Below are 20,877 nucleotides of genomic sequence, written 5' to 3'. Positions count from 1 at the left end.
CAAAAAAAGCCGTTCCAGAGGAACGACTTCATACATACATCCATTTCAACATTTTACATCCTTCCATTTAACTCGCTCAAAACGCTGATTGAAAGTAGCTCTATGGATGAATACAAAATGCTCATTTAGCTCAGCAGCGACTCTGCACCGTCAATGACAATTTCCGCACCTGTGATATGTCTGGACTCCGCAGAAGCCAGGAACGCTACCAGATCAGCGACGTGCTCTGGCTGACCCGGTCCGTCCGCAAGCGGTTGCTGGCCTTCCGGGAATTCCATTGGAATGACAATTTGCTGCAACTCATCCGTTTTGACCGTACTTTGGTCAATATTCGTTGCAATCGCTCCAGGACAGATGACATTGACACGAATCTTGAACTTCGCCAATTCCAGCGCAGCCATCTTCGCAAAAGCAACCTGCCCCGCCTTAGATGTACTGTACGCCGACATGCCGAAGCTGGAGAAGCGCTGATTACCGTTAATGGAGCTCGTGATAATGATACTGCCGCCACCACGTTTCTTCATATGAGGCAGTGCATATTTGATCGTAAAAAAAGTCCCGTTCAGATTCGTCGTAATAATCTGCTGCCAATCCTCAACCTGAATTTCCTCAATTGGTGCCGATACGCCATTAATACCTGCGTTGGCAAAAACGATATCCAGACCGCCGAACAATTCGATGGTCTCCAGGACTGCTTTTTCCACCCGGGCAGGATCGGAAATATCTACATCGAAAGCTCTTGCGGCACCTGCACGCAGCTTATTAATTTCGGCTTCCGTCTCCGAAATCCGATCATTAACCAGATCAAGCAGCGCAACATGTGCTCCCTCACTCGCCAGTTTGAGCGCTGCCGCTTTGCCAATTCCTGAACCAGCACCAGTAATAATGGCGACTTTGCCTTCGAACCGTGACTTGCCGTTATGTTGTGTCATTATCCATTCCACTCCTTCTCGCTCAGTAATTATGTAAGAATGTACGTTCATGCAATATCTGTAAGTAGATTCTTCACAAGATTACCCAAAAAGAGTGTCTTTTAAATCAATACGGACAAGTTTTTTCGTAGGTGATGCTCACCATTTTTAGCAGCATGATTAGATCATCCTGTAATGCTTCACCCGATCTCACCATTCCAGCTCAATGAAAGCGGCATCATCTTCAAGCCCACCCGTATGTCTGGCATCCAGCAGTACCTGGATGTGCTCATCCGGTATATAAGCCTGAATCGCATCTAGGTCATTCAGGCCATCCGTGTACAGTTGAAGACGAACTACTTCATTGGCAGACAGTTTAGCCTCATAGATATGCGGTTTGCCACCAACCGGACCCTCCAGTGTAGACCAACGTTCATTCGTAAGGCAGTTCACCTGAAATGCTGCCGATTCCTCCTGACCGTTACGCCAAAGACGGATGCGGGAGTCCCCCTGCCAGGCTAGCCACACCTTGCTTTTTCGATTGCCTTCCGTGAGCTCGATGCGTCCACACACATACATGGCCTGACTTCCCTTGCTCCGCTTCTCCATCAGCACTTCCCGCAGCAGTACAGGCGAATTTTCCAAAGGTTGCAACTTCTCCAGCTGTTCGGATGCCGGACTGGTCAAATCATGAAGCAGACGTTCCATAACATCCAAAGAAGGATGCTGAGTCGTTTCCAGCCACTCCAACAAGGCGTTTCCCAGAAAGCGTGCAGCAAAATCACCAAGGTAACTCATGCCTACCCCATCACATAATACGAAAGTACACACATTACCATTCATGCGAACAGCAGCAAAATCCTGTCCGGTGTCTCCCTGATTAACGGTCTCCGCCGCTCTTCCATAACCGTACCTGCACTTGAATGTACCTTGATAACGGGTCAACGGCTGTTCCCCCGTCTGGACACTCACATAGCGAAAGTTGCTCTGATAATGGTCCGCACGGCTTCCCTTATCTCCAGCAGACAATGTTGCCAAACGCATCGCTCTCATGATTTCCCCTCCTATCTCACAGGCGTAGCAGCGGACATCTGAAACCCGATGGATACCAGTTCTGCACAAGTACCAGGAAGCATCATCAGTGCACCAGGTGAAAGCAAATAATCTGCCTCAACCAGCATTTCACGATAACTTTCCGGCAGAGCCGAGGACATATTGCGCAGCTTCTCCCCATGTTCATCCTGAAGGACCGTCTCCTGGGATATTCCCTTCCATCTTCGGGGCTCCGGAATAGGGCCTTCCAGCAGATGATCGGATATAAAAATATTCTCGACGAGTACATTGCCATCAGGCACACTCATACCCATAATTCTTTTGGCAATAGGCTCCGGATCTTCACCTGTAGCTACCCCATCAGTCATATGACATACAAGCGGCGCAGGACAATCTTGCATATTGGGAATTTCAGCCTGTAGAATCTTCTCGGCTTGCAGGAAAGCCTTCGCTGAATCCGAGAATCTTTTCGGCGTTAAGTCCGGCAACGAACCCACAGCAGCAATCTCGTCGATGCCCTTAATCCCGTTCAACAGATCGTACACATCATCGCTGTATGCCAGAATCGCGATCCTGTAACGGGGTGTCAATCGGTTTCCCTTGGTCGAACGAAACACCATTTGGCGAATAGCCAGAGATAAGGCATCATAGACGACATCAATCCGCCGACGGTTGTCCAGAACCATATTCATGGAGGCGCTAATATCAATTAAATAGATAATCAGTGCAGGTGTGCGCTGGGATGCTTGAATTGTGTAGTTCATCTGGGATGTGTCACCTCCGTCGTTCACATTATTTTACAAGTTGGGTAATGTATAATCCGTATTGCTTAGGAATTTATTGATCGCATTCATTCGTGCTGCCACTTTACCGACACCTTTGAAATAGGTCGCGTCGGTGTTGTACAGATTTTTGAAATCACGCGCGTATGATTCCGCATTCTCAATTTTTCTGCCTTTTTGCGCATTATACGTTTTATTGTAATGGGCAATCAGTGTGACGACATTCTGGGCACGTTTTTTCTTGAGCGCAGCTTTCTGGGCTACTTCCTGTTTGCGTTGAGCCTCGGCTGCTGCCTTACGCTCGGCTTCCTGCTTCGCAATTTTAGCGTCATTTTCTTTTTTCCAGACTAGATAGGCTTCATATTTTACCTGTTTGTCGTACTTTTCCTGTTCAGCCTTCTTGGCTGCTTCAAGCTTCTCTTGTTTCTGCTTGGCAAGATAAGCCTCATATTTCGCTTGCTTATCATACTTGGCCTGAAGCGCTTTACGCTCTTCTTCTTTCTTCTTGGCCTCTGCCTGCTTTTTCTCCGCTTCAGCCAGCTTTTTCTTTTCCTCTGCATCAAGTTTCGCCGCATCTGCTTCTTTTTGTTTCTTTTCTTCTTCCTGCTGCCTCAGAGCAGTCACCCTCGCAGCTTCGGCCTCTTCCGCAGCCTTTAGTTCGGCCTGCTTGGCAGCCGCCTCCTGCTCCTTCTGTTTAACCTCGGCCTGATCAGCCAATATTTTAACCGTTGGCACGCTTCCAGCTAACAGAACAATCAGCACAGCCGAAGAAATCATAAACTTTTTGGATCGGTAAAAAGGAATCTTGGCTGGCTGAGCTGCATCATCATGCTTGGGTTTTAGCTTCGCGTCCAGCTCTTGAATCGCAGCCTCAACTTCCATCTGCATCGCACTGTTATCCGGAATGAAATGATGTAGTGAACGATACACTTCGAGCGCCGCAGCCGGTTTGCCTTCATTCTCCAATGCTCTCGCCTGAAGGAAGAGACGATTCACTACCGCTTCCTGACCAGGAGAAGGTTCCACAGCGGGCACGTTCTGATCCGTATTTCCCTGCTTATCCGATATACCGCTTGCTGCTCCTGTCCCTTTGATCTGGTTCGTCTCGACTGCATTTGTCTGGTCTGAAGCCTTGACTTCAGATTCTACAACAGATGCTGCACTTGCCAGATGGATGTCCACAGCAGCCAGCGCCACAAACCATTCGCCAAACGTAGGGCAACTGCTGAGATCATGACTCTCCCAGGCACGAATAAACAGATCGGACACCTTCGAGCCCCAGCGCTTCTGCAGCGACTCTCTCATGGCATAATAACGTTCATTTACTGTCTGCATTTCGTGCTGGTCAAAATAACTTTCTCCCCATGCTTTCTCCACAATCGCTGCATCAGACCAACTTAACATCTCAGCAATGATAACTGCTCCGGCAAAACGATCGGCATACGCACTCCACAAACCGCTGTGCACTGTCCGATGGGCCGCATACCCCGGTGAACCGGCAAGCAAAGCATCCGGACGATCCATTCTGGAACCATACATCTGCTCAACATCTACCAGTTCAACTGCTGAAACCCCTCTCAGGTTCTCCACTTCGGAAAAAAACGGAATCATCACATTGGGTGCGGACAAATCACAATGAGCCAGCCCACGCTGTTCCATGGCCGAGCCGATCCCGGCCAGAGCTCTCGCCAGCTTCAGACTCTCCTCTGCTGTCAGCTGCTTCTGATCGCTGATTACATCGAACCAGGTCAGACCATGTACCCACGGCATCAATACCGCGTACAACAGATCAGGATGTTCTCCAATGAGCGCTCCGTTTCTTTCCGGAGTGAGCACATCACGCTTGCATACCTGCAAACCTGGCAGTTCACTATAAGACTCCATATGCTCAGACTGATACACCATAGCCGGAATACGGAATTTAGGGAAAAATACTTTTAGTGCTTTGGCCCCACTTACGGAACCGTTACGGGGTAACAACTGATAGACGATACCCTGCCTTCCAGCTTGGGCGTAAGCCAGACCAGGTGCAGCCGGATGCTGCCCAATGATATAGGCAATGTCGTTAATCACCACTTCATCCCCGGGATTTGGTTGAAAAGACATACTCATCCCTCTCTCTGTCATTCTGTCATAGTGCAACAAAAACCGGGTGTTGTGAAAACGCCCGGTTTTTGCTGTAGTTGTAAATCTTCAGCTTGCTTCCTGCATATGATTCTGGGCGAATTCGGATATGGAACCTGCCCGAACTATGTATCGCAGATTAGCGAGCTTGGTCTGCCGTACGGAATTTGTTGGCAATAGCCGTCAGTTCCGCGCTGATGCTATTTAGCGTTTGAACGAAAGATTGCATTTGTTTGCTGGCTTCCTGGAATTCCTGGAAGAAGCGTTGTTTCGTCATACCTTCCCATTGTCCTTCCATACTTGTGATGGATTGAGTCAATGTAGAAACGATTTGCTGACTTTGCTCACCGCTTTGTTTAAATTGGTTGGAAACCTGATCAAGCTGTTCTGGGGTAACTAAAATACGTCCTGCCATTTGTAAATTCCTCCTTGGTTTGTGCAATTAAATTCACTTGTTCAAATTGTACTATACAAGGATCGATCGGACAAAAGCCGAAGGACCTAATCCTATTTACCCCATTTTTGGCATTCGAAACTTCGCCTAACAGCCTATTTATAAAAAAATTCACTTTCTGCTGTCTTGCTTATTCAGCCTTGTACCCGTGAGCTCAGGAAACCACAGGTTCGGTTCCTCTTCTCCCACGAAAGGAGGGATCTGTGAATCTCCACGCCACAGGTTCAGGCTGCATGGCCTGAATCAGGGTCGCCGGTGAGCCATCAGGCGGTGCGGCATCCTGTACACGGTACACTGCCGCTACCGCGGAAAATGGATCGGATACAACAGCAGCAGTTGCCGAATGCGCAGGCATAATCTCTCCTGCACGCTCCGTCTGAAGAACATTCAACATATTGACCGCATTGCCATAGGCTGTGTTCACATGACTCAACACTGTACGATACTCCATGTCCACTTGCTGGAATAACAAGGCCTTGCGTCCCAGCTGTACGCTCAAGTCCATAAAACGACGTACTGCTGCTTCACAGAGTCGCTTACTGTGATTCCATTCATTCATGATCGCGGCGCGGGCTTCAAGATCCCACTCCAGCGAATGAATGGCCTGATCCAATACTGTCATCTTTTGCTGTATTTGCTCCGCCGCATACTGAATCTGCCTGCTCAGTGCCCGAAGCACATCCGGTTCCACACGAATGCGCATTTACCATCACCTTTCCTCTTCCCCTGCAGGCTGTTTAAGCCAGTCCAGCAGCATCTCGTGAAACTGTTCTCTCGTCGTCAGTGCTGCAACAAGCCAATCATCCGAAGCCGATGTACTCATGCGAAACAGCCAGTTGGATACCGTACTTGCAGCGAAAGCCGCAGACTGTGATTTCCATCCTTCTCCGTTCCATACAAGCAACCGTAGTTCCCCTTCTGATTCCTTGTTCACCAGACAGCGCGCAAGTGCAAGTGATCCCTCGGGATCGCTCGTCTCTGTTACTAACTCATCAGCCACTGCCTGTAATTCTTTGTTCTTCAGATCATTCATCACATCATAGAATTTTTTCTTGGAGCACATCAGAGCCGGCTTTTCCGCCGGAGAATGACCACTCCAATTCATTCTTTGAATCAGAAAATCAATCGCTTCACGAACATTCCCCAAATCACTCAGCCGGAACGAATCCGGTTCGTCTGCAACACGGGATACTTCAACGACCCGTTCATCCGTGCAGTGCACATAACTTTCATACGACTTGCCGCTGTGCGTGTAGCGAATCCAGCAAGCCCTGTCGGACAGTCCCGCAATGGCTACCCTGGAGAATACGGTCGGTGTCATGATCAACTCATTGCTGTCCTGATCCTGAATCAGATATCCTTTGTCGAGCAGGGATGTTTTTACACGTTCCCACTCCAAAGCAATGTCTTCCGCCATATATCCGCGGAACGGATCTTCCACGCCAAGCAATCGGTCTGAACCGAGAATACCGGCCAGGAAAAAAAGCTCTTTTATTTGCAAAGTGACTACCTTTTGCTTGGAATCATGAACCGTCAACATTATGAGCCACCTCCCCTCAAACTACAACATGCCATCGGTCACGAATTTCAGAAATCCAATCGGTCATTTTCCAGGTGCCATCACATGGAATTGCACCTTTAACCCTGGAATATTTACGTTTAACATAATAACCTTGACCCGGAGGCAGTACCTTCAGCCCAGTTGAACTCCCTCCGGATTCCGAATAAGGTATACGGAAGAACGAGAGATCATTAGGGTCTAAAGTCCCGAACAACAATCCGCTCTGGGAAGCCTTCACATCGTTCACCCAGTCAGAACCAAAGGTTGGGAAGTCTGCCGGAACTCCTGACAGAATCACATGTATGCCTCGATCCCTTCCTTGACGAACGATCGCTCCCAATTGATCCTTCACATTAAAATCATTTAATTGCTTGGATAACGTATCCGCATCGTCGATAACGAGAACGATCTCCGGTCCACCGGTTAACTCGCCTCTTTTTAGAACTTCATCGTACAACTGTTGGATCACAGGTGCAAGCTGTTCTTCACGGGATACATGTCCACGGACATGGGGTAAACTGCTGATTTCCCCCAGTCCTCCGGAACCATACCGCATATCTACCGTGTATATTTGCACGTCTTCAGGAGACGCATGATAGGCAAGGGATAACATCCAGGTCAGCAAAAATGTCGTTTTTCCACCTTCCATCGGACTCGTAACCATGAAATGTGGCCCTTCACGCAAATTTAACTGGAAGGGTTCCAGATCATCGGTTAGCAAACCTACGGGTACTGTTAAGGATGATACGTCTCCAACTTGCCCGAAGGTTCCTGTGCGGATAAGCACATCTTTGAGCTTAACCTCTTCCGGGAGCGGCGCAATCTGCGGCGCTTCTTCTCCGTTCCAGCTTTCTCTGATCTCTGCAATCGTGCGGCGCAGAGCGGAAGAACGTTTGCCTTCATCTGCTCCGGATGACGGCAACGCCGCCTGGAACATCAATGGAGGAACCTGTCCTTTGACCAGTCCTCTTCCTGGTGGAAGCTGGCTAGGTGCCTTGGACGGCCGACCCACTGCGTAATAATAGTCGCTTGGATCAGATAATTCAAACGAAACCGCATTGGGAATATTGCTTCTGAATTTCTCAAATACATCCGTAACACGGTTGGCCGTGAGGATAAATGTGATTCCCAGACTGCCGCCTTCACGAAGGATCGTTTCCAGAAGTTCATTCTCCTCGGGATACGCATTTCGGAAAGAAAGATAACCATCAATAACAACTACAATTTGCGGCACAGCTGCATGGGCTGTGCGACGGTAGGCTGATATTGTCTTAACCCCGGCTTCCGAGATCATGTCCTTGCGTTGTGCCGACAGTTTCAGGATGTACCGGAATAACCGCTTGATCCGATCTTCCTCTTCAGACATCATTACCCCACCGATCTGAGGCAAACTAGCAAAATCCTTCATCATCCGGCCCATATCAATAATATAGCCATGCCAAGGTTCAGTCCGCTTAGAACGGGCCAGTGACATCAGCAAGGTTTGCACAAACGTCGTTTTCCCCAGACCAGGCATACCGTATACAACCAGATGTCCCTGATCCACCGGAAGTGCGAGCGGCTGCTGTCGTTGATTAGGCAAATCATCCAGCAGTCCAACTACAGGTTTCAGGCCACTGGCACCCCCGTCAAGCAATGCCTCACGATTCTCTTCTTCCTGCCAGTCGTTGAGACTTTCCCATTCCAGGGTCTCAGGCAAGGGTGGCAACCAGGGTCCCGGTAATCGGGTGATCCCCGCCTCTGCTGCCGCTTCCGCCACATAATCAATGAATACCTGAAGCTGCTTGGGCACATCCTCCCCTTTGAGCACAGCTCTGCGCTCTCCAGTCAATAGTGGCTCACGTTTCCCATTCAAACGAACTTCCATAACAGGCAGTACCGTCGTTGTATCTTCCTGCTGATTATATGGCGCACCGCTCCAGGCGAATTGCATTTCCTCAAACACTTCATCACTGCCTACCTGGAAGTATCCACGACCCGGCTTGGTGATCCAGGCCGCATTCGGAATTTTGATCATATCCCGACTATCCCCTTCGCTTTGAACGCGAAGACAGATACGGAAACGCGAATTGCTCCAGATTTTATCATCGACCACACCTGCAGGCTTCTGAGTTGCCAGTATAAGATGTACACCTAGTGTCCGGCCGATGGCCGCTATGCTGATTAATTCATCCATGAACTCCGGCTGATCCCGCTTCAATTGCGCAAACTCGTCAATGATGATAACTAAGTGCGGCAGAGGCTGTTCATGTCTGGAACGCAGAATTTTGTAGTACTCATCAATGTGCTGGAGATTTCCTGCATCATTTAATATTTTTTGCCTTCTGACCAGTTCGGCCCGCAGTGAGATATTGGCTCGTTCAATCAAATTCCCATCCAGATTGGTGATCGTGCCGACGACGTGAGGCAAGCCCACAAATGTATTCGACATCCCGCCGCCCTTATAGTCAATTAACATAAAAGCCAGATCATGCGGATGGAACTCGGCAGCCAAAGAGGCCACAATCGACTGGATAACTTCACTTTTGCCTGAACCTGTTGTCCCTGCGATCAGGCCATGCGGGCCATGGCCCTGACGTTCAATTTTATCATGTAAGTTAATCGCAATTTTCTTACCCCCAGCTCGCACGCCCATAGGTACGGGAAGTGTGTCCGGGTATCGTGTCTGGCTCCAGCGTGCGACCACATCCAGATCCTCTACTCGTGATGTACTTAGCATGTCGAACAACGGAAGCACCTGTGGTATATCCGAAGCGGATGATCGTTTCAGACGGATCGGTGACATATAACGCGAGAGCGCCTCTGCGGACTCTCTGGAGATCACATCTGGCGTGTACGCTTGCCTGATCACGTCGGCATCCTCGGTTTTTTTGATATAAAGCCCTTTGCCTTTGGAAGCCTCCATAATTAACTGACAATGCATGGGTAGCGATTCCTTACGGTTTGCCAATATGATGGTACATACATCGATCTCCTGAGCTGATTCCAGCAGCAGAGGAAGCAGCGGCTCTTCTTCTATTAATTGAGTATCCGAGAGAACCACCACATAACATGGAGTTTGCACGGTTTTCTTGTAGCGATCTTCCTTATTATTGCGCCTACGGTTCAACACGGAAAACAAGCTGTCCGCCAATTGATGCGCACCGCTGTGCCTGTCGGCCATATAGCGTTGTCCTTGATCTTCATCCCAAATGTGGGGCAGCCAGCGTAGCCAATCCCATTCCTTCGATTCCTTTTCTTCATAAAAGGCAGCAATCTTCAATTCATCCGGTGAATGACGAACGGTCAGTTGTGAGATAATCACTCGAAGTGAAGAAAGAACTTCCTCACGATTGCCGACCAGACCCATCACTTTCGATTGAAATAAAGGCAGTGTAATCGATGCTTCGGGCACCGTCTCGAATTCAGCTGCCAATTCATGAGCCGCTTCAATTAACTCATCCTTTTCGTAACCGTCCACACGAGGAACCTGAAGTTTGATCCGAAACGGAATCTCGCCTGTGCCAATTCGTACCTGCAGGAAGTCATCATCTTCAGGAGAACGTTCCCATAACGAACTGTTGCGATTCTTCACCAACTGAAGACATACATTCGGATCACCATGAATTTCGTACAGACTCTTCACTTGCTCCGCTTGAGCTTCCTTCAGCTCTTCACGATGCTTCTCCAGTTGTGCTCGATACATAGTAGTACGCTCTTCCAGCTTTTTGCGATAGGTCTTCTTGTTGCTCAGATACACAAAAAACGGAATCGTGTATGACGTAAGCATCATCATAACCGTCATCATCTGAAACATCATATAATTGCTATTGTTCATTTTGCCGCTCATATTGATATATACGTAGAAACCGATGCTGACCATCGTCATCATGATCGGTACAATAATAGAAATCATTGAAAATGTAGGTTTGTTTGGTTCTGCCGGAGGCCTCAGAATTTCAAGCCTTTCTTCCTTGAGAACCGGTGTCATTCTTGGAGAACGCTGATATAACACATTCACGAAGAGAAGACCTCCTTATATTTCATTGCCGTAATCAATATATACGCCTAGATTGTTCATTCGTTGCTGTCCTGTTGAAACAATGAACGTCTTCCATACACAGGTGCTTCTTCAGAAGTGGTAGAGAACGCCCGCTGGATTCGCACACAGCTTCCTTGACGCAGCCCTGTTTCCATTAACTGTTGTGCGTTCTGTGGCGAGAACCACAATCCTTCCGGAAATTTGGCTTCAAGGATGTACTGAATGCCCTCTCCCGGTGCCTGCCCGAAGATGCGGACTCCCAGCAATGTCTTCAGATGTTCAATAGTACATTCATCCGGGACCTCGATGTCGAACCACTCGCCTTCCTCCCGGCCGGAATACACGGTAAGAATCAAAATAATCCCTCCCATGGTCTCATATGTAAATTGTCCTAGTGTCAAATTAAATCAAAAAAATGCAGATGAAACGATATTCCATCCCTATTTTCTTACATAAACACCCTGTTTGCAATGTGCAACCTGTAATTTTGTTACATATGACCCACGTATATATTAAAATATCGTCCATTCGACTCAGAACTTTCGAGGCAGTAGTCACGTTAATTATTGCAAGGATGCGAAACTACATGTCTTTCTTCCATATAAATGGAATCTGTAAATTGATTTTTCGGGACTTTTTAATGCTTCGCCCACAATTGAATTGTGAACACTTTTCAAACATTGCACACCTTTATGTTTTCATAAGCTGATTTTAAGGTAATTTTAAGCATTGGAATTTAATATAACCAGTAAGAAATAACTCTCGTGAGGTGATTTCTAGTGAGAACACTAATAACTTTTCAAAACAAATCAATCCCTGTATATTTCAATCAAGAAAACAAACAACCTGTACAAAAGACACTACGATTGCTTAGCAGTGCACTTGAGAACAAAATTAGCAATGGTAAACGTGCTTTACAGAAATGTCTGCAATCATTGATTAGTATTGAGATTGTCGGTGGTGAAGCCATTCTTCACAGCCGTAGCGAAAATGACTCCCTCGCCTTATCGCTTTATTAAGATGAGTCAGTTGTTTAATTCAACATGGAAACTGCGAATTCATTCATTCGCGAACATAAGGAAAAGGAAGCTTGCCGCTAAGGACAAGCTTCCTTTTTTTGTGTACAGAATCTCTTTTATCTATTTCTAATGCAATCGGCTGACGACATAAGCATTTTCGTGTTCTTCTTCCATCTCGGCCTTTTGGATTCGAATGACAAACAACCGAACCAGATTATCACGTGTATTTTCTTCCTGACAAGTATTCAGCTTTCTCAGAATGAAACGGTCAATGGACATGAAGTTCAGGCCCCTTTACCTATTGGATTTACGGATCTGTTCTGCCCGTGTATCCATAAATAACCAGATTACAGGTATACCAAACAGCTTTTTCACACCATTTCCTCACCTATTTTTCAAACGTGTAAAAACATGCAAAAGTCCGCCCCATCAAGCATGAGGCGGACTCTGCGCAATCTTTGTCACTCTTTCTCGAACCCTATCTGATTATAAAATAAAGTATTTTCTAATCCATGTTCACTGTCGAACTATTGCACTCCCGGATAATCCCGATATTGATGCTGAATGCTGATCCAGCGTGTCCGCGTGAACTTTTTAATAGCCCAATCGCCACCGAAACGGCCAATACCCGATGATTTCTCACCACCAAACATCACATGAGCCTCATCGTTCACGGATTGATCATTTACATGCACCATGCCCGATTCAATCTGCTGGGCAACTTGATACCCTCTTTCCAGATTTCCGGTGAATACGGAACCGCTCAATCCATAAGGCGTATCATTCGCCAAACGCACGGCCTCCTGCTCATCCTGCGCTTTCATTAATACCGCGACAGGTCCAAACAGTTCCTGTTGCACAATATGCTGCTCTGGTTTCACATCCGCGAGCACGGTGGGCTCCAGCACATTGCCTTTGCTAGTGCCACCCAGCAGCAATCTTGCACCTTCTGCCTCGGCTCCCTTAATCAAGTCCAGCAGGCGCTCCACTTCCTTCTCACGAATGAGCGGACCTACCAGCGTTTGGGCATCAGCAGGATCACCAGCCTGAATTTTTTTCGTTTTGTTAACAAAGGACTCCACAAACTTATCGTAAATATCAGCATGCACAATAATACGATTAAGTGCCATACAGATCTGCCCCTGATGCAGGAATTTCCCGAACACCGCAGACTCAGCAGCAGGTTCGATATCCGCATCTTCCAGGACAACCATCGCATTGTTGCCGCCAAGTTCAAGCGCAGTTTCTTTCAGATGCTCACCCGCCAGTTTGCCGATGCCCTGCCCCACCTCTGTGGAGCCTGTAAAGGAAATGACTTTGGGTACCGGATGTGCTACAAAATAATCCCCAATCTCACTCCCGCTACCAGCAACCACATTCAGTACACCTTCAGGCAATTCAGCCTGCTCGAATAGATCAGCAATAAGCCAACCAGCTGTAATCGGCGTATCGGACGCAGGCTTAATAACGACTCCATTACCCAAAGCAATAGCCGGAGCTACGGAACGCAGACACAGGTGCAAAGGAAAATTCCAAGGACCGATAACGCCGATAACTTCCTTGGGCTCCCGCACAACACGATTCTCTTTCCCTGGTGTGTTTGAAGGTAGAATCTCCCCCTTCATTCGGTAAGGGAACGAAGCAGCTTCATCCACAATCCGTTTCGCAGAAGCAAACTCCGCCTCGGCTTTGATGCGTGTGCTCCCGGATTCCGTAATCAGCAATTTTATAATTTCCTCTTTGCGCTCTACCATTAAAGCCGAAACTTTGCGAAGCACATCCTCTTTTACCGCCGGCAGGGATTTCTTCCATTCCACCGAGCTCTTTCGGGCCGCCTCATATGCCTGATCTATATCTTCCTTGTTCGAGGATCGCCAGGTTGCGATGACCTCTCCCGTGTACGGATTTTTATTTTCCACTATTTTCTCGCCGGAGCCTTCTACCCATTCGCCATTAATAAATTGTTTCGTCCATGTTGTATGTTCTGTCTCCATTAAAGTCATCTGAATAACGCCTCCCAAACAAGATTGAATGTCTCACCTCAAAGCGGTGTAGTAGTTCATTAACCTTGTTAAGGATTGCGCAAACGTGAAAAATAGCTGAATCCTTTCATCCTCTGACGGGAAAATGCTCCTCAATGCCCAACACATTCAGCCAAATTTGCATTTATTCAACTACCGGGAACCGTTTCTCTCCAAAAAGGGTCAAGTTCTCCCAACCATAAGCAACCTCTAACAGATCTTGACCGCCAATCCGGATATACTGTGTTTGTACAGGGATTCCGCCCATTTTTTCATAGAAACGACAGGCTGAATTTTGCTCCAGTGCCCAGATCAACAAGTTCCTCATGTCCAGGGAATGGAGATAACGAACGACGTGTCTCGCCAGTTGCTGACCTATACCCTTTTGTTGCACTTCTTTCAGTAAATAAATAGCATACAACTCAGCATCGTAAGGCAATTTGCCTTCACGTTCCTTTCCACCGCAGGCGAATCCGACAATTTTCCCATCTTCCTGTTCAGCTACCACCAGAATCTGATCCTTTTCGCCAGAACGGATATTTCGTTCCCATTGGGACAACCTTGATTCCGTAGTCAGATTGTCCAAAAAATCATCCGGCACGATCCCTCGATATGTCGTCTTCCAACTCTCTGTATGTACATGGGCTACGGCTTCCGCATCCCCTTCACGCGCTGGTCTGATTCGCATGTTATTACTCCCTTTCTCTCGGCCACGCCGTGACTTTAGAATCCCTTCTTTGGATAAATCCGGCCCTAGGGCCGGATCGTTACTTGTGTGCCCACTGACACTTTGGAAGACAGATCCAACACATCCGAGTTATACATGCGTATGCATCCATGAGAAACGGACTTACCAATGGATGAAGGATCATTGGTTCCATGAATCCCATAATGCGGCGCCGACAACCCCATCCAAAGAACGCCAAATGGTCCTCCTGGGTTCTCTTGTTTGTTAATAATCGTAAACACGCCATTAGGCGTCTGCGTGAGTATCTTGCCTATAGCGACAGGATAACCCTTAACCACCTGCGGGCCATCCAAAAGATATAACATGTGATCCGACAGGTCTACGATGATGCTGTAATCTGGCATGATGACATCCCTCCTTACCTATCCTATGCAGGATACAGAGGGATGCCCACCAGGCCTCAGGCCTCTTCCCAGTCTTTTGTACTGCGGACATGTTTCGGTTTGCGGGAACTGACGGGTTTGCTTGAAGCAGTCCGTCGTTTGGATGCGGCCTCTTCCTTACGCTGCTGAAACTTCAGTTCCTTTTGCATTTTCAAGTAGTTGCCCAGCCTTTTTTCATCCAATGAACCTTCCTGAATAGCCTCTTTCACGGCGCAACCGGCTTCCCGGGTATGCGTGCAATCCTGAAACCTGCACTCCGTTGCAAGCTGCTCAATTTCACCAAAGGCATGTGACAAACCATCCTGACCTTCATCCCACAGATTGAGTTCACGCATTCCCGGCGTGTCAATCAATACCGCTCCCTGCGGCAGTACAAATATTTCCCGATGAGTGGTCGTATGTCGTCCACGGCTGTCGTCCTCACGAACGGCCTGCGTGAGCTGTACACTCTCGCCCATCATCCAGTTGACCAGAGTAGACTTGCCACTACCGGAAGAACCCGTCAAGGCAACAGTTGTGCCTGGAGACAGGAATTTTTCAAGTAAAGATTTGCCCTGGTCCTGAACAGCCGATATCGCCAACACTTCAATCCCCGGAGCAATGCCTTCCACCAGCGAAATTTGTTCTTCCACATTCTCGCTCAGATCACTTTTGCTTAGAATGATGACTGGTCTGACTCCACCATTCCAGGCCATCATAATGTATCTTTCGAGCCGTCTCAGATTAAAATCATGATTAAGAGCGGCAACAATCAGCAATGTATCCACATTCGCCGCAATCAATTGCTCTTTGGTCACTGGACCAGCGGCTTGTCTGGATACCCTGCTCTGACGTGGCACAATGCTGTGAATGATGGCTTCTTCTCCAGCTTGCCCTGTAACAGCGACCCAATCCCCAACGGCTGGTACAATGCCAGTCTCCTCATGATCATGACGCATCCGACCGGATACCCGTCCCCAGCATTCTCCCTCAGCCGTAATCAGGCGAAGCAATTGCCCATGATCCGCAATAATTCTTGCTGGTTTTCTTAATTGTTCTTCCATACCCGTCTGCTGCCACAACTCCTGCCACTTTGCAGACCAGCCGTATTTCTCCATCGTGTTATTCAAAATAAAAATTCCTCCCGATAAATGGTGTGTTATCCTTCATTGACATTGACAACAATCAACAGTGAACGCTCCGTTCCGGCATCAAAACCAAATAAGCCACGAGCAGCACTGCACCCGCGGAAATAAGAAGTTAGCTGAATGGATGATTGTTTGTATGGCATTCATATCGGACGCATCATTACGACAATCCGATACTCGTTATCCAGAAACAACCCATTTTCGGCATACAAAAAAGCCACGGGTACGTCACCCGTGGCTTCATCTGTGCATGTTATTCTGTGTTACGTACATATGGACAATATTGCGAACAATACTGCCCAACTGCCGTAAAATTACATGCATTGATCCGTTCCGGAGACGCTGTTCATATTCAAATTAACGTATACTGCCATTAGATTTGTCATTTAACATCGCCTCCCTTGTAGATTTATCCATCATGTTACACAGCTTCAACCGCTTTTGTCAAGTCTAATTATTTTTCACTTAATTTACTTGATCCCACCGTGTCCACATTTCCTTCGGATTCAGTTCATAGATCCCATCTTCCCGGTACATGAACTGGTGCATGATAAACTCCCGACGAATAGTGGCAAAATCCTCATGATAGTTTTGAATGAATGCATTGATCTCTTTCTCCGTATATTTCCGTCCGAATTCAAGCTGCTCTACCAAATGACCCAGTACAATCAGCTTTTTCTTGTATTGAGCCGGGATCTGACGCAATCGTCCATCCTTCGAGAAGAAATTCCGCATCACCGATGCCTTCAGCGTCTCATTCACATCACTCATATCGGCAACCTCCTCTTGTCTAAAAATAAAATCAACTGAAGCCTGCGCGTGCTCCCGGATAAAATAGGGGTTGAGTGAGAAAAACACCGTATTTTTCTCTCTGCGTTCCTTGATTAGCGCCGCTTCTCTTAGCTTGGATGCATGATGCGTAACGGTTGGCTGAGACAAGTTAAGCTTCTCGGCAAGCGCTTGACCATGCAGTTCTCCCTGGGATAACAGCAGCAGCATCCGAAGTCGGGTCGGATCAGCCAGGGCTTTATGGTAAGCCACAATCTTCTCCAGTTGCATTTCGTTCAACTCGCTTTCGTTTAGATAATCATCTAATTTGATACTAGTCTTTTTCCTCTTCTAAGTCAATTCCCCAGGATCAAGATCAATTCTTTACGTCCGTATCCTTCTTGAACTGGCATTAAACCCATATTTACGGTAGGATTATAATGCTTGAAATAAGGAGGATTAAGAACATGGAAGATGTCATTATTATCGGCGGAGGCCCATGCGGTCTATCTGCTGCCATTGAATGCGAGCGGCTGGGACTTTCCGCTGTAATTGTTGAGAAGTACAATATCGTCCAATCTATTTATCTGTATCCAACCCATATGCAGTTTTTCAGTACAGCGGAATTGCTTGAGATCGGGAATGTTCCGTTCAGCACACCGAACGACAAACCATTTCGTTACGAGGCACTCGCCTATTATCGCAAGGTAGCCGAACATTTCGGCCTGCGTGTTCATAACTATGAGGAAGCCCAAGAAATCAAACGCAAAGACGATGGCACGTTCGAGATACATACGGTCAATCGGCGTGGGCAGACAATCGTTCATGAAGGACGAAATGTCGTTGTTGCTACAGGTTATTTTGACCACCCTAACTATCTTGGCATTCCCGGAGAAGACAAAGATAAAGTCACTCATTATTTCCGTGAAGCTCATCCTTACACACGCACACGTGTCGCCATTATTGGAGGCAGTAATTCAGCTGTCGATGCTGCCATGGAACTGGTTCGTGTCGGTGCACATATTGACATGGTTTATCGTGGGAGCGGTGTTTCGGAACATATTAAACCCTGGGTTCGTCCATTGTTCGAAAGCATGGTGCAAAAAGGAAAAATCTCACTGCACCTTGGCTCACGTGTAAATGAAATTTTGGACGATTCCATTCGTTTGCTGCATTCCGATGGATCCACAAGTGAACTCGACAATGACTTTGTGTTGGCCTTGACCGGATTCCGTCCTGACCGCAAGTTGCTTTCTTCCGTAGGTGTGGAGATGTCTGAGGATATGGATAAACCCGTATATGACCCACAGACAATGGAGAGCAGCGTACCAGGCATATACGTTGGTGGAGTAATTGCATCAGGCCGCAATGCCAATGAAGTGTTTATTGAATCCGGACGCTGGCATGGAAGATATATTGCAGAACATATTGTAGGTCGTCATCGCGGGCAGACCGAAGGGGAATGAAATCGATGGATATGACCTCACTGCTGTTGCTCGTGTTTGCCGCGCTAGGTATTATCAGCAGTAATACGCCCGTAACCGTAGCCATGGTATTTCTGTTGTTGCTGCGGGTGCTGAACCTTAATCAGGCTTTTCCGTGGCTTGAAAAGTATGGACTTACGATCGGTATCATCATCCTGACCATTGGTGTTATGGCACCTCTCGCCAGCGGCAAGATCAGTTTGCAGACGATTGGAGAGTCTTTTCTGCACTGGAAGTCGCTGCTCGCCATCGGTGTAGGATTACTTGTCGCTCATCTGGGCGGACGAGGAGCTACGCTAATGAGTACACAGCCTACCGTCGTTGCCGGGCTGCTTATTGGTACGGTGCTTGGGGTTGCCTTGTTCAAGGGTGTACCGGTCGGTCCTCTGATTGCAGCAGGAATTTTATCCTTACTGCTCGGAAAATCATGATAAAAGTTGGGACTTGACATCCTTCTGCTGACTGGCTGTTTTTCCCATCGTTGTATGATATACTTCTATTCATGCAATTCAAGCACTCAAGTCCATAGCAGAGAAATCAATTTGATGATCCTTCATACAAAAAGAAAATTGATTCACCTCGCAACTATTAATGGCCGCAGGAGGATTCAGGAACCATGTCACGTCAGTTTGTAACAGAAGCCGTGATGGTGGCTATTTACGGTCAATTACTCGCGCCGCCGGCGCCTGTTGAATATATTGTTCCTTACACCACCATCCTTGAGTTATATGAATTTCAGACCAGCCCTGACCCTTTGATGGATAATCCGGCGGATGACCAGCATGTGAAATCCAAGATTAACGAAATGATTTCTTATTTTGAAGAACCGTTGAATAAGAAAAAAATAGAGCGCGCCCTGGCTATTCCCTGGGCTAAGAGTCCGTCCATTCTGTTTGGTGATCAGGTCTCCATCGCCATCATTAATGCGGTTGATACCGCACAATATGGTGAATATTTTGATCCCATTGAGACTGAACTGCTTCTCACTTCACAGCGTTTGGATACCCCCATACTTACCGATCAGGTCGAATTGATCGCACGTATTATTGAATCGGCATCTCTTGTGCAGGTCTTTGATATTGACGACTTTGATTTTGCGATGGATGATGAAGAACCGCTTGATCAAGTCTAGTTAGGACCGGGGCCTGCTGTTTCACAAGAATGATCATCGTAATCATGGATATTAGGCCATAGATTACTGATTGCCACAACAAAGAAGACGCCTTCCCTTCAGGAAAGGCGTCTTCTTTGTTGTGTTTATTCTATTTCGGAAAACCTGAGCAGTAAGCGGCTAAGATCATTCAGCCTGGGCAATGATTTGAGATCAAAAAACTTCAGCCCTGCTTCGCTATTTACTCGGGATTCTACGAGCGAATCCTGAACAATTTGTGCCCTGAACATGGCAATGACAAAATATTCTTCATCCCCACTGGCATGCAAATGTCTCAGATTCGGACCGGAATGCAAACCTTCAAGTGTCATATGATTGGTGGTCCACCCCGTCTCTTCCCACAGTTCCCTGTGCGCGGTGTCCTCAATGGCTTCTCCCGGGCGCATCTGTCCCGCAGGAATACGCCAATGTCCGTGTTCAGCATGCTGGATCAGCAATAATTCACCTTGTTCATTCTCGGCCCGAACCGCCGCCTTAACAACAATATGAGAGCGATTCGCGATATACTGGGCCAAATCTCGGGCTGGCGGATTCATGTCGTATCTCCTCCTGTTCGAAAATCGGTGCGACCGGTGATGAGCCATTCTATATACGCAGAGATATTACGTTAAATCTCGGTGTAGCGATATTCGATATCCTGTCCTTCTTCAACGACATCTACATGTAGTTGATGACCCTTCAGATACCAGTAATCATGATCTTCCATAAAAAATTGGATACCCGATACCTTCGTTTGATCAGCAGGATGTCTCGGTTCCTCCACGGCGATTCCGAGGGAGAAGCCTGGATGAAGACCTCCGCCGGAGCTATAACGGGCGAAGAAGCGAATGCTGTCTCCTTCGTTCAAATTCAGTTCTTCCTTATACCAGCGAGCAGCGCGGTCAGATACATGTATGGTACTCATTTGGTGTCAGCTCCTTCTCTATATATATGTTCCATCATATCGCTACAATGGCCTGATTACAAACCTCATCCACCCCAAATACGCAAAAAAAGTTCATTCACTTGTCATAATTCCATCATAATGCGCAGCATCTTCTGTTTTGGAAAAACGTTTGACAGATTGTAAAAGTCGGTGTTAAGATGCAAACATACGAGATCTACATGCAATTTATTACCAAAAAAGAAAGGGTGGTTACGGTGTTTAACAATGACGATCTACATCAATTCAGCATACAACTAAATACCGGAGCACCCATGAAATCGTTATTCCGTTCATAAGACCGCATCACAGAAGCCTCTAATCAGGT

At 47.3% G+C, this 20,877-nt stretch carries 22 protein-coding genes; 4 read left to right on the top strand and 18 right to left on the bottom strand.

Annotated elements, in window-relative coordinates; all coding sequences use genetic code 11:
* Nucleotides 1-125: 125 nt before the first annotated feature.
* The 9 genes from BLV50_RS02025 to BLV50_RS01985 form a co-directional block, all read right to left on the bottom strand.
* Nucleotides 126-932: an SDR family oxidoreductase gene (locus tag BLV50_RS02025; protein ID WP_063566319.1), complete on the bottom strand. Its 807-nt coding sequence runs from the start codon at nucleotides 930-932 to the stop codon at nucleotides 126-128.
* 189 nt (nucleotides 933-1,121) lie between these two features.
* A complete protein-coding gene (locus BLV50_RS02020) occupies nucleotides 1,122-1,964 on the bottom strand; it encodes a hypothetical protein (RefSeq protein ID WP_083584548.1) in 843 nt (280 codons plus the stop codon).
* A gap of 11 nt (nucleotides 1,965-1,975) precedes the next feature.
* Complete coding sequence (locus BLV50_RS02015; protein WP_090805476.1) at nucleotides 1,976-2,728, bottom strand: vWA domain-containing protein; 753 nt, start codon at nucleotides 2,726-2,728, stop codon at nucleotides 1,976-1,978.
* A 33-nt stretch (nucleotides 2,729-2,761) separates the two neighbouring features.
* A complete protein-coding gene (locus BLV50_RS02010) occupies nucleotides 2,762-4,852 on the bottom strand; it encodes a serine/threonine-protein kinase (RefSeq protein ID WP_090805474.1) in 2,091 nt (696 codons plus the stop codon).
* A 157-nt stretch (nucleotides 4,853-5,009) separates the two neighbouring features.
* On the bottom strand, nucleotides 5,010-5,285 hold the full coding sequence (locus BLV50_RS02005; RefSeq protein WP_017689071.1) for a WXG100 family type VII secretion target: 276 nt from the start codon (nucleotides 5,283-5,285) through the stop codon (nucleotides 5,010-5,012).
* Nucleotides 5,286-5,478: 193 nt separating this feature from the next.
* Entirely contained in the window at nucleotides 5,479-6,027 is a 549-nt protein-coding gene (locus BLV50_RS02000; RefSeq protein WP_063566322.1) for a WXG100 family type VII secretion target, read from the bottom strand.
* A gap of 6 nt (nucleotides 6,028-6,033) precedes the next feature.
* Nucleotides 6,034-6,864 carry a hypothetical protein gene (locus BLV50_RS01995; RefSeq protein ID WP_079694648.1) on the bottom strand — a complete coding sequence of 277 codons (831 nt, stop codon included), beginning with the start codon at nucleotides 6,862-6,864 and terminating at the stop codon, nucleotides 6,034-6,036.
* A gap of 16 nt (nucleotides 6,865-6,880) precedes the next feature.
* Nucleotides 6,881-10,885: a type VII secretion protein EssC gene (essC, locus tag BLV50_RS01990; protein ID WP_090805472.1), complete on the bottom strand. Its 4,005-nt coding sequence runs from the start codon at nucleotides 10,883-10,885 to the stop codon at nucleotides 6,881-6,883.
* 56 nt (nucleotides 10,886-10,941) lie between these two features.
* Entirely contained in the window at nucleotides 10,942-11,262 is a 321-nt protein-coding gene (locus BLV50_RS01985; protein ID WP_063566325.1) for a hypothetical protein, read from the bottom strand.
* Nucleotides 11,263-11,685: 423 nt separating this feature from the next.
* Between BLV50_RS01985 and BLV50_RS01980 the strand changes: the two genes are divergently transcribed.
* Entirely contained in the window at nucleotides 11,686-11,925 is a 240-nt protein-coding gene (locus BLV50_RS01980; protein ID WP_063566326.1) for a hypothetical protein, read from the top strand.
* 126 nt (nucleotides 11,926-12,051) lie between these two features.
* Here the strand turns inward: BLV50_RS01980 and BLV50_RS32635 are convergent, their stop codons facing one another.
* From BLV50_RS32635 to BLV50_RS01950, 7 genes are all read right to left on the bottom strand, one after another.
* Nucleotides 12,052-12,204 (bottom strand): hypothetical protein, encoded by a 153-nt coding sequence (locus BLV50_RS32635; protein WP_170867771.1) that lies wholly within the window; start codon nucleotides 12,202-12,204, stop codon nucleotides 12,052-12,054.
* Nucleotides 12,205-12,452: 248 nt separating this feature from the next.
* Nucleotides 12,453-13,928 carry an aldehyde dehydrogenase family protein gene (locus BLV50_RS01975; RefSeq protein WP_090805470.1) on the bottom strand — a complete coding sequence of 492 codons (1,476 nt, stop codon included), beginning with the start codon at nucleotides 13,926-13,928 and terminating at the stop codon, nucleotides 12,453-12,455.
* 163 nt (nucleotides 13,929-14,091) lie between these two features.
* Nucleotides 14,092-14,634, bottom strand: a complete 543-nt coding sequence (locus BLV50_RS01970; RefSeq protein WP_090805467.1) for a GNAT family N-acetyltransferase — start codon at nucleotides 14,632-14,634, stop codon at nucleotides 14,092-14,094.
* A 65-nt stretch (nucleotides 14,635-14,699) separates the two neighbouring features.
* The gene (locus BLV50_RS01965; RefSeq protein ID WP_063566329.1) at nucleotides 14,700-15,038 is read right to left on the bottom strand and encodes a L,D-transpeptidase; all 339 of its coding nucleotides are present in this window, start codon (nucleotides 15,036-15,038) and stop codon (nucleotides 14,700-14,702) included.
* Between the two features lie 56 nt (nucleotides 15,039-15,094).
* The gene (gene rsgA, locus BLV50_RS01960; protein WP_256337825.1) at nucleotides 15,095-16,186 is read right to left on the bottom strand and encodes a ribosome small subunit-dependent GTPase A; all 1,092 of its coding nucleotides are present in this window, start codon (nucleotides 16,184-16,186) and stop codon (nucleotides 15,095-15,097) included.
* Nucleotides 16,187-16,215: 29 nt separating this feature from the next.
* Nucleotides 16,216-16,347: a hypothetical protein gene (locus BLV50_RS33250; protein WP_256337824.1), complete on the bottom strand. Its 132-nt coding sequence runs from the start codon at nucleotides 16,345-16,347 to the stop codon at nucleotides 16,216-16,218.
* A gap of 322 nt (nucleotides 16,348-16,669) precedes the next feature.
* Nucleotides 16,670-17,263: a DUF2087 domain-containing protein gene (locus BLV50_RS01950; RefSeq protein WP_063566331.1), complete on the bottom strand. Its 594-nt coding sequence runs from the start codon at nucleotides 17,261-17,263 to the stop codon at nucleotides 16,670-16,672.
* A 176-nt stretch (nucleotides 17,264-17,439) separates the two neighbouring features.
* Between BLV50_RS01950 and BLV50_RS01945 the strand changes: the two genes are divergently transcribed.
* From BLV50_RS01945 to BLV50_RS01935, 3 genes are all read left to right on the top strand, one after another.
* Nucleotides 17,440-18,438, top strand: coding sequence for a YpdA family putative bacillithiol disulfide reductase (locus BLV50_RS01945; RefSeq protein WP_090805465.1), 999 nt, complete (start codon nucleotides 17,440-17,442; stop codon nucleotides 18,436-18,438).
* A gap of 5 nt (nucleotides 18,439-18,443) precedes the next feature.
* Nucleotides 18,444-18,887, top strand: coding sequence for a DUF441 domain-containing protein (locus BLV50_RS01940; protein WP_024630316.1), 444 nt, complete (start codon nucleotides 18,444-18,446; stop codon nucleotides 18,885-18,887).
* A 185-nt stretch (nucleotides 18,888-19,072) separates the two neighbouring features.
* Complete coding sequence (locus tag BLV50_RS01935; RefSeq protein WP_072732434.1) at nucleotides 19,073-19,588, top strand: ADP-heptose synthase; 516 nt, start codon at nucleotides 19,073-19,075, stop codon at nucleotides 19,586-19,588.
* 125 nt (nucleotides 19,589-19,713) lie between these two features.
* Here the strand turns inward: BLV50_RS01935 and BLV50_RS01930 are convergent, their stop codons facing one another.
* Both BLV50_RS01930 and BLV50_RS01925 read right to left on the bottom strand, forming a co-directional pair.
* Entirely contained in the window at nucleotides 19,714-20,163 is a 450-nt protein-coding gene (locus BLV50_RS01930) for an NUDIX domain-containing protein (RefSeq protein WP_063566334.1), read from the bottom strand.
* Nucleotides 20,164-20,234: 71 nt separating this feature from the next.
* Nucleotides 20,235-20,531, bottom strand: a complete 297-nt coding sequence (locus BLV50_RS01925) for a HesB/YadR/YfhF family protein (RefSeq protein ID WP_024630313.1) — start codon at nucleotides 20,529-20,531, stop codon at nucleotides 20,235-20,237.
* Nucleotides 20,532-20,877 lie beyond the last annotated feature (346 nt).

The sequence above is a fragment of the Paenibacillus sp. 276b genome (assembly GCF_900107875.1).
Taxonomy (GTDB): domain Bacteria; phylum Bacillota; class Bacilli; order Paenibacillales; family Paenibacillaceae; genus Paenibacillus; species Paenibacillus marchantiae.
This window is presented reverse-complemented; position numbering and strand designations above follow the sequence as displayed.

What these genes read in the sequence shown, in the direction of transcription:
- BLV50_RS01930 (WP_063566334.1), bottom strand. Translation starts at nt 20,163, where the DNA reads ATGAATCCGCCAGCCCGAGATTTGGCCCAGTATATCGCGAATCGCTCT.
- BLV50_RS01925 (WP_024630313.1), bottom strand. Translation starts at nt 20,531, where the DNA reads ATGAGTACCATACATGTATCTGACCGCGCTGCTCGCTGGTATAAGGAA.
- BLV50_RS02015 (WP_090805476.1), bottom strand. Translation starts at nt 2,728, where the DNA reads ATGAACTACACAATTCAAGCATCCCAGCGCACACCTGCACTGATTATC.
- BLV50_RS01975 (WP_090805470.1), bottom strand. Translation starts at nt 13,928, where the DNA reads ATGACTTTAATGGAGACAGAACATACAACATGGACGAAACAATTTATT.
- BLV50_RS02005 (WP_017689071.1), bottom strand. Translation starts at nt 5,285, where the DNA reads ATGGCAGGACGTATTTTAGTTACCCCAGAACAGCTTGATCAGGTTTCC.
- BLV50_RS01950 (WP_063566331.1), bottom strand. Translation starts at nt 17,263, where the DNA reads ATGCAACTGGAGAAGATTGTGGCTTACCATAAAGCCCTGGCTGATCCG.
- BLV50_RS01995 (WP_079694648.1), bottom strand. Translation starts at nt 6,864, where the DNA reads ATGTTGACGGTTCATGATTCCAAGCAAAAGGTAGTCACTTTGCAAATA.
- BLV50_RS33250 (WP_256337824.1), bottom strand. Translation starts at nt 16,347, where the DNA reads ATGCCATACAAACAATCATCCATTCAGCTAACTTCTTATTTCCGCGGG.
- BLV50_RS01945 (WP_090805465.1), top strand. Translation starts at nt 17,440, where the DNA reads ATGGAAGATGTCATTATTATCGGCGGAGGCCCATGCGGTCTATCTGCT.
- BLV50_RS02000 (WP_063566322.1), bottom strand. Translation starts at nt 6,027, where the DNA reads ATGCGCATTCGTGTGGAACCGGATGTGCTTCGGGCACTGAGCAGGCAG.
- BLV50_RS01940 (WP_024630316.1), top strand. Translation starts at nt 18,444, where the DNA reads ATGGATATGACCTCACTGCTGTTGCTCGTGTTTGCCGCGCTAGGTATT.
- BLV50_RS32635 (WP_170867771.1), bottom strand. Translation starts at nt 12,204, where the DNA reads ATGTCCATTGACCGTTTCATTCTGAGAAAGCTGAATACTTGTCAGGAA.
- BLV50_RS02020 (WP_083584548.1), bottom strand. Translation starts at nt 1,964, where the DNA reads ATGAGAGCGATGCGTTTGGCAACATTGTCTGCTGGAGATAAGGGAAGC.
- BLV50_RS02010 (WP_090805474.1), bottom strand. Translation starts at nt 4,852, where the DNA reads ATGTCTTTTCAACCAAATCCCGGGGATGAAGTGGTGATTAACGACATT.
- BLV50_RS02025 (WP_063566319.1), bottom strand. Translation starts at nt 932, where the DNA reads ATGACACAACATAACGGCAAGTCACGGTTCGAAGGCAAAGTCGCCATT.
- BLV50_RS01965 (WP_063566329.1), bottom strand. Translation starts at nt 15,038, where the DNA reads ATGCCAGATTACAGCATCATCGTAGACCTGTCGGATCACATGTTATAT.
- BLV50_RS01970 (WP_090805467.1), bottom strand. Translation starts at nt 14,634, where the DNA reads ATGCGAATCAGACCAGCGCGTGAAGGGGATGCGGAAGCCGTAGCCCAT.
- BLV50_RS01935 (WP_072732434.1), top strand. Translation starts at nt 19,073, where the DNA reads ATGTCACGTCAGTTTGTAACAGAAGCCGTGATGGTGGCTATTTACGGT.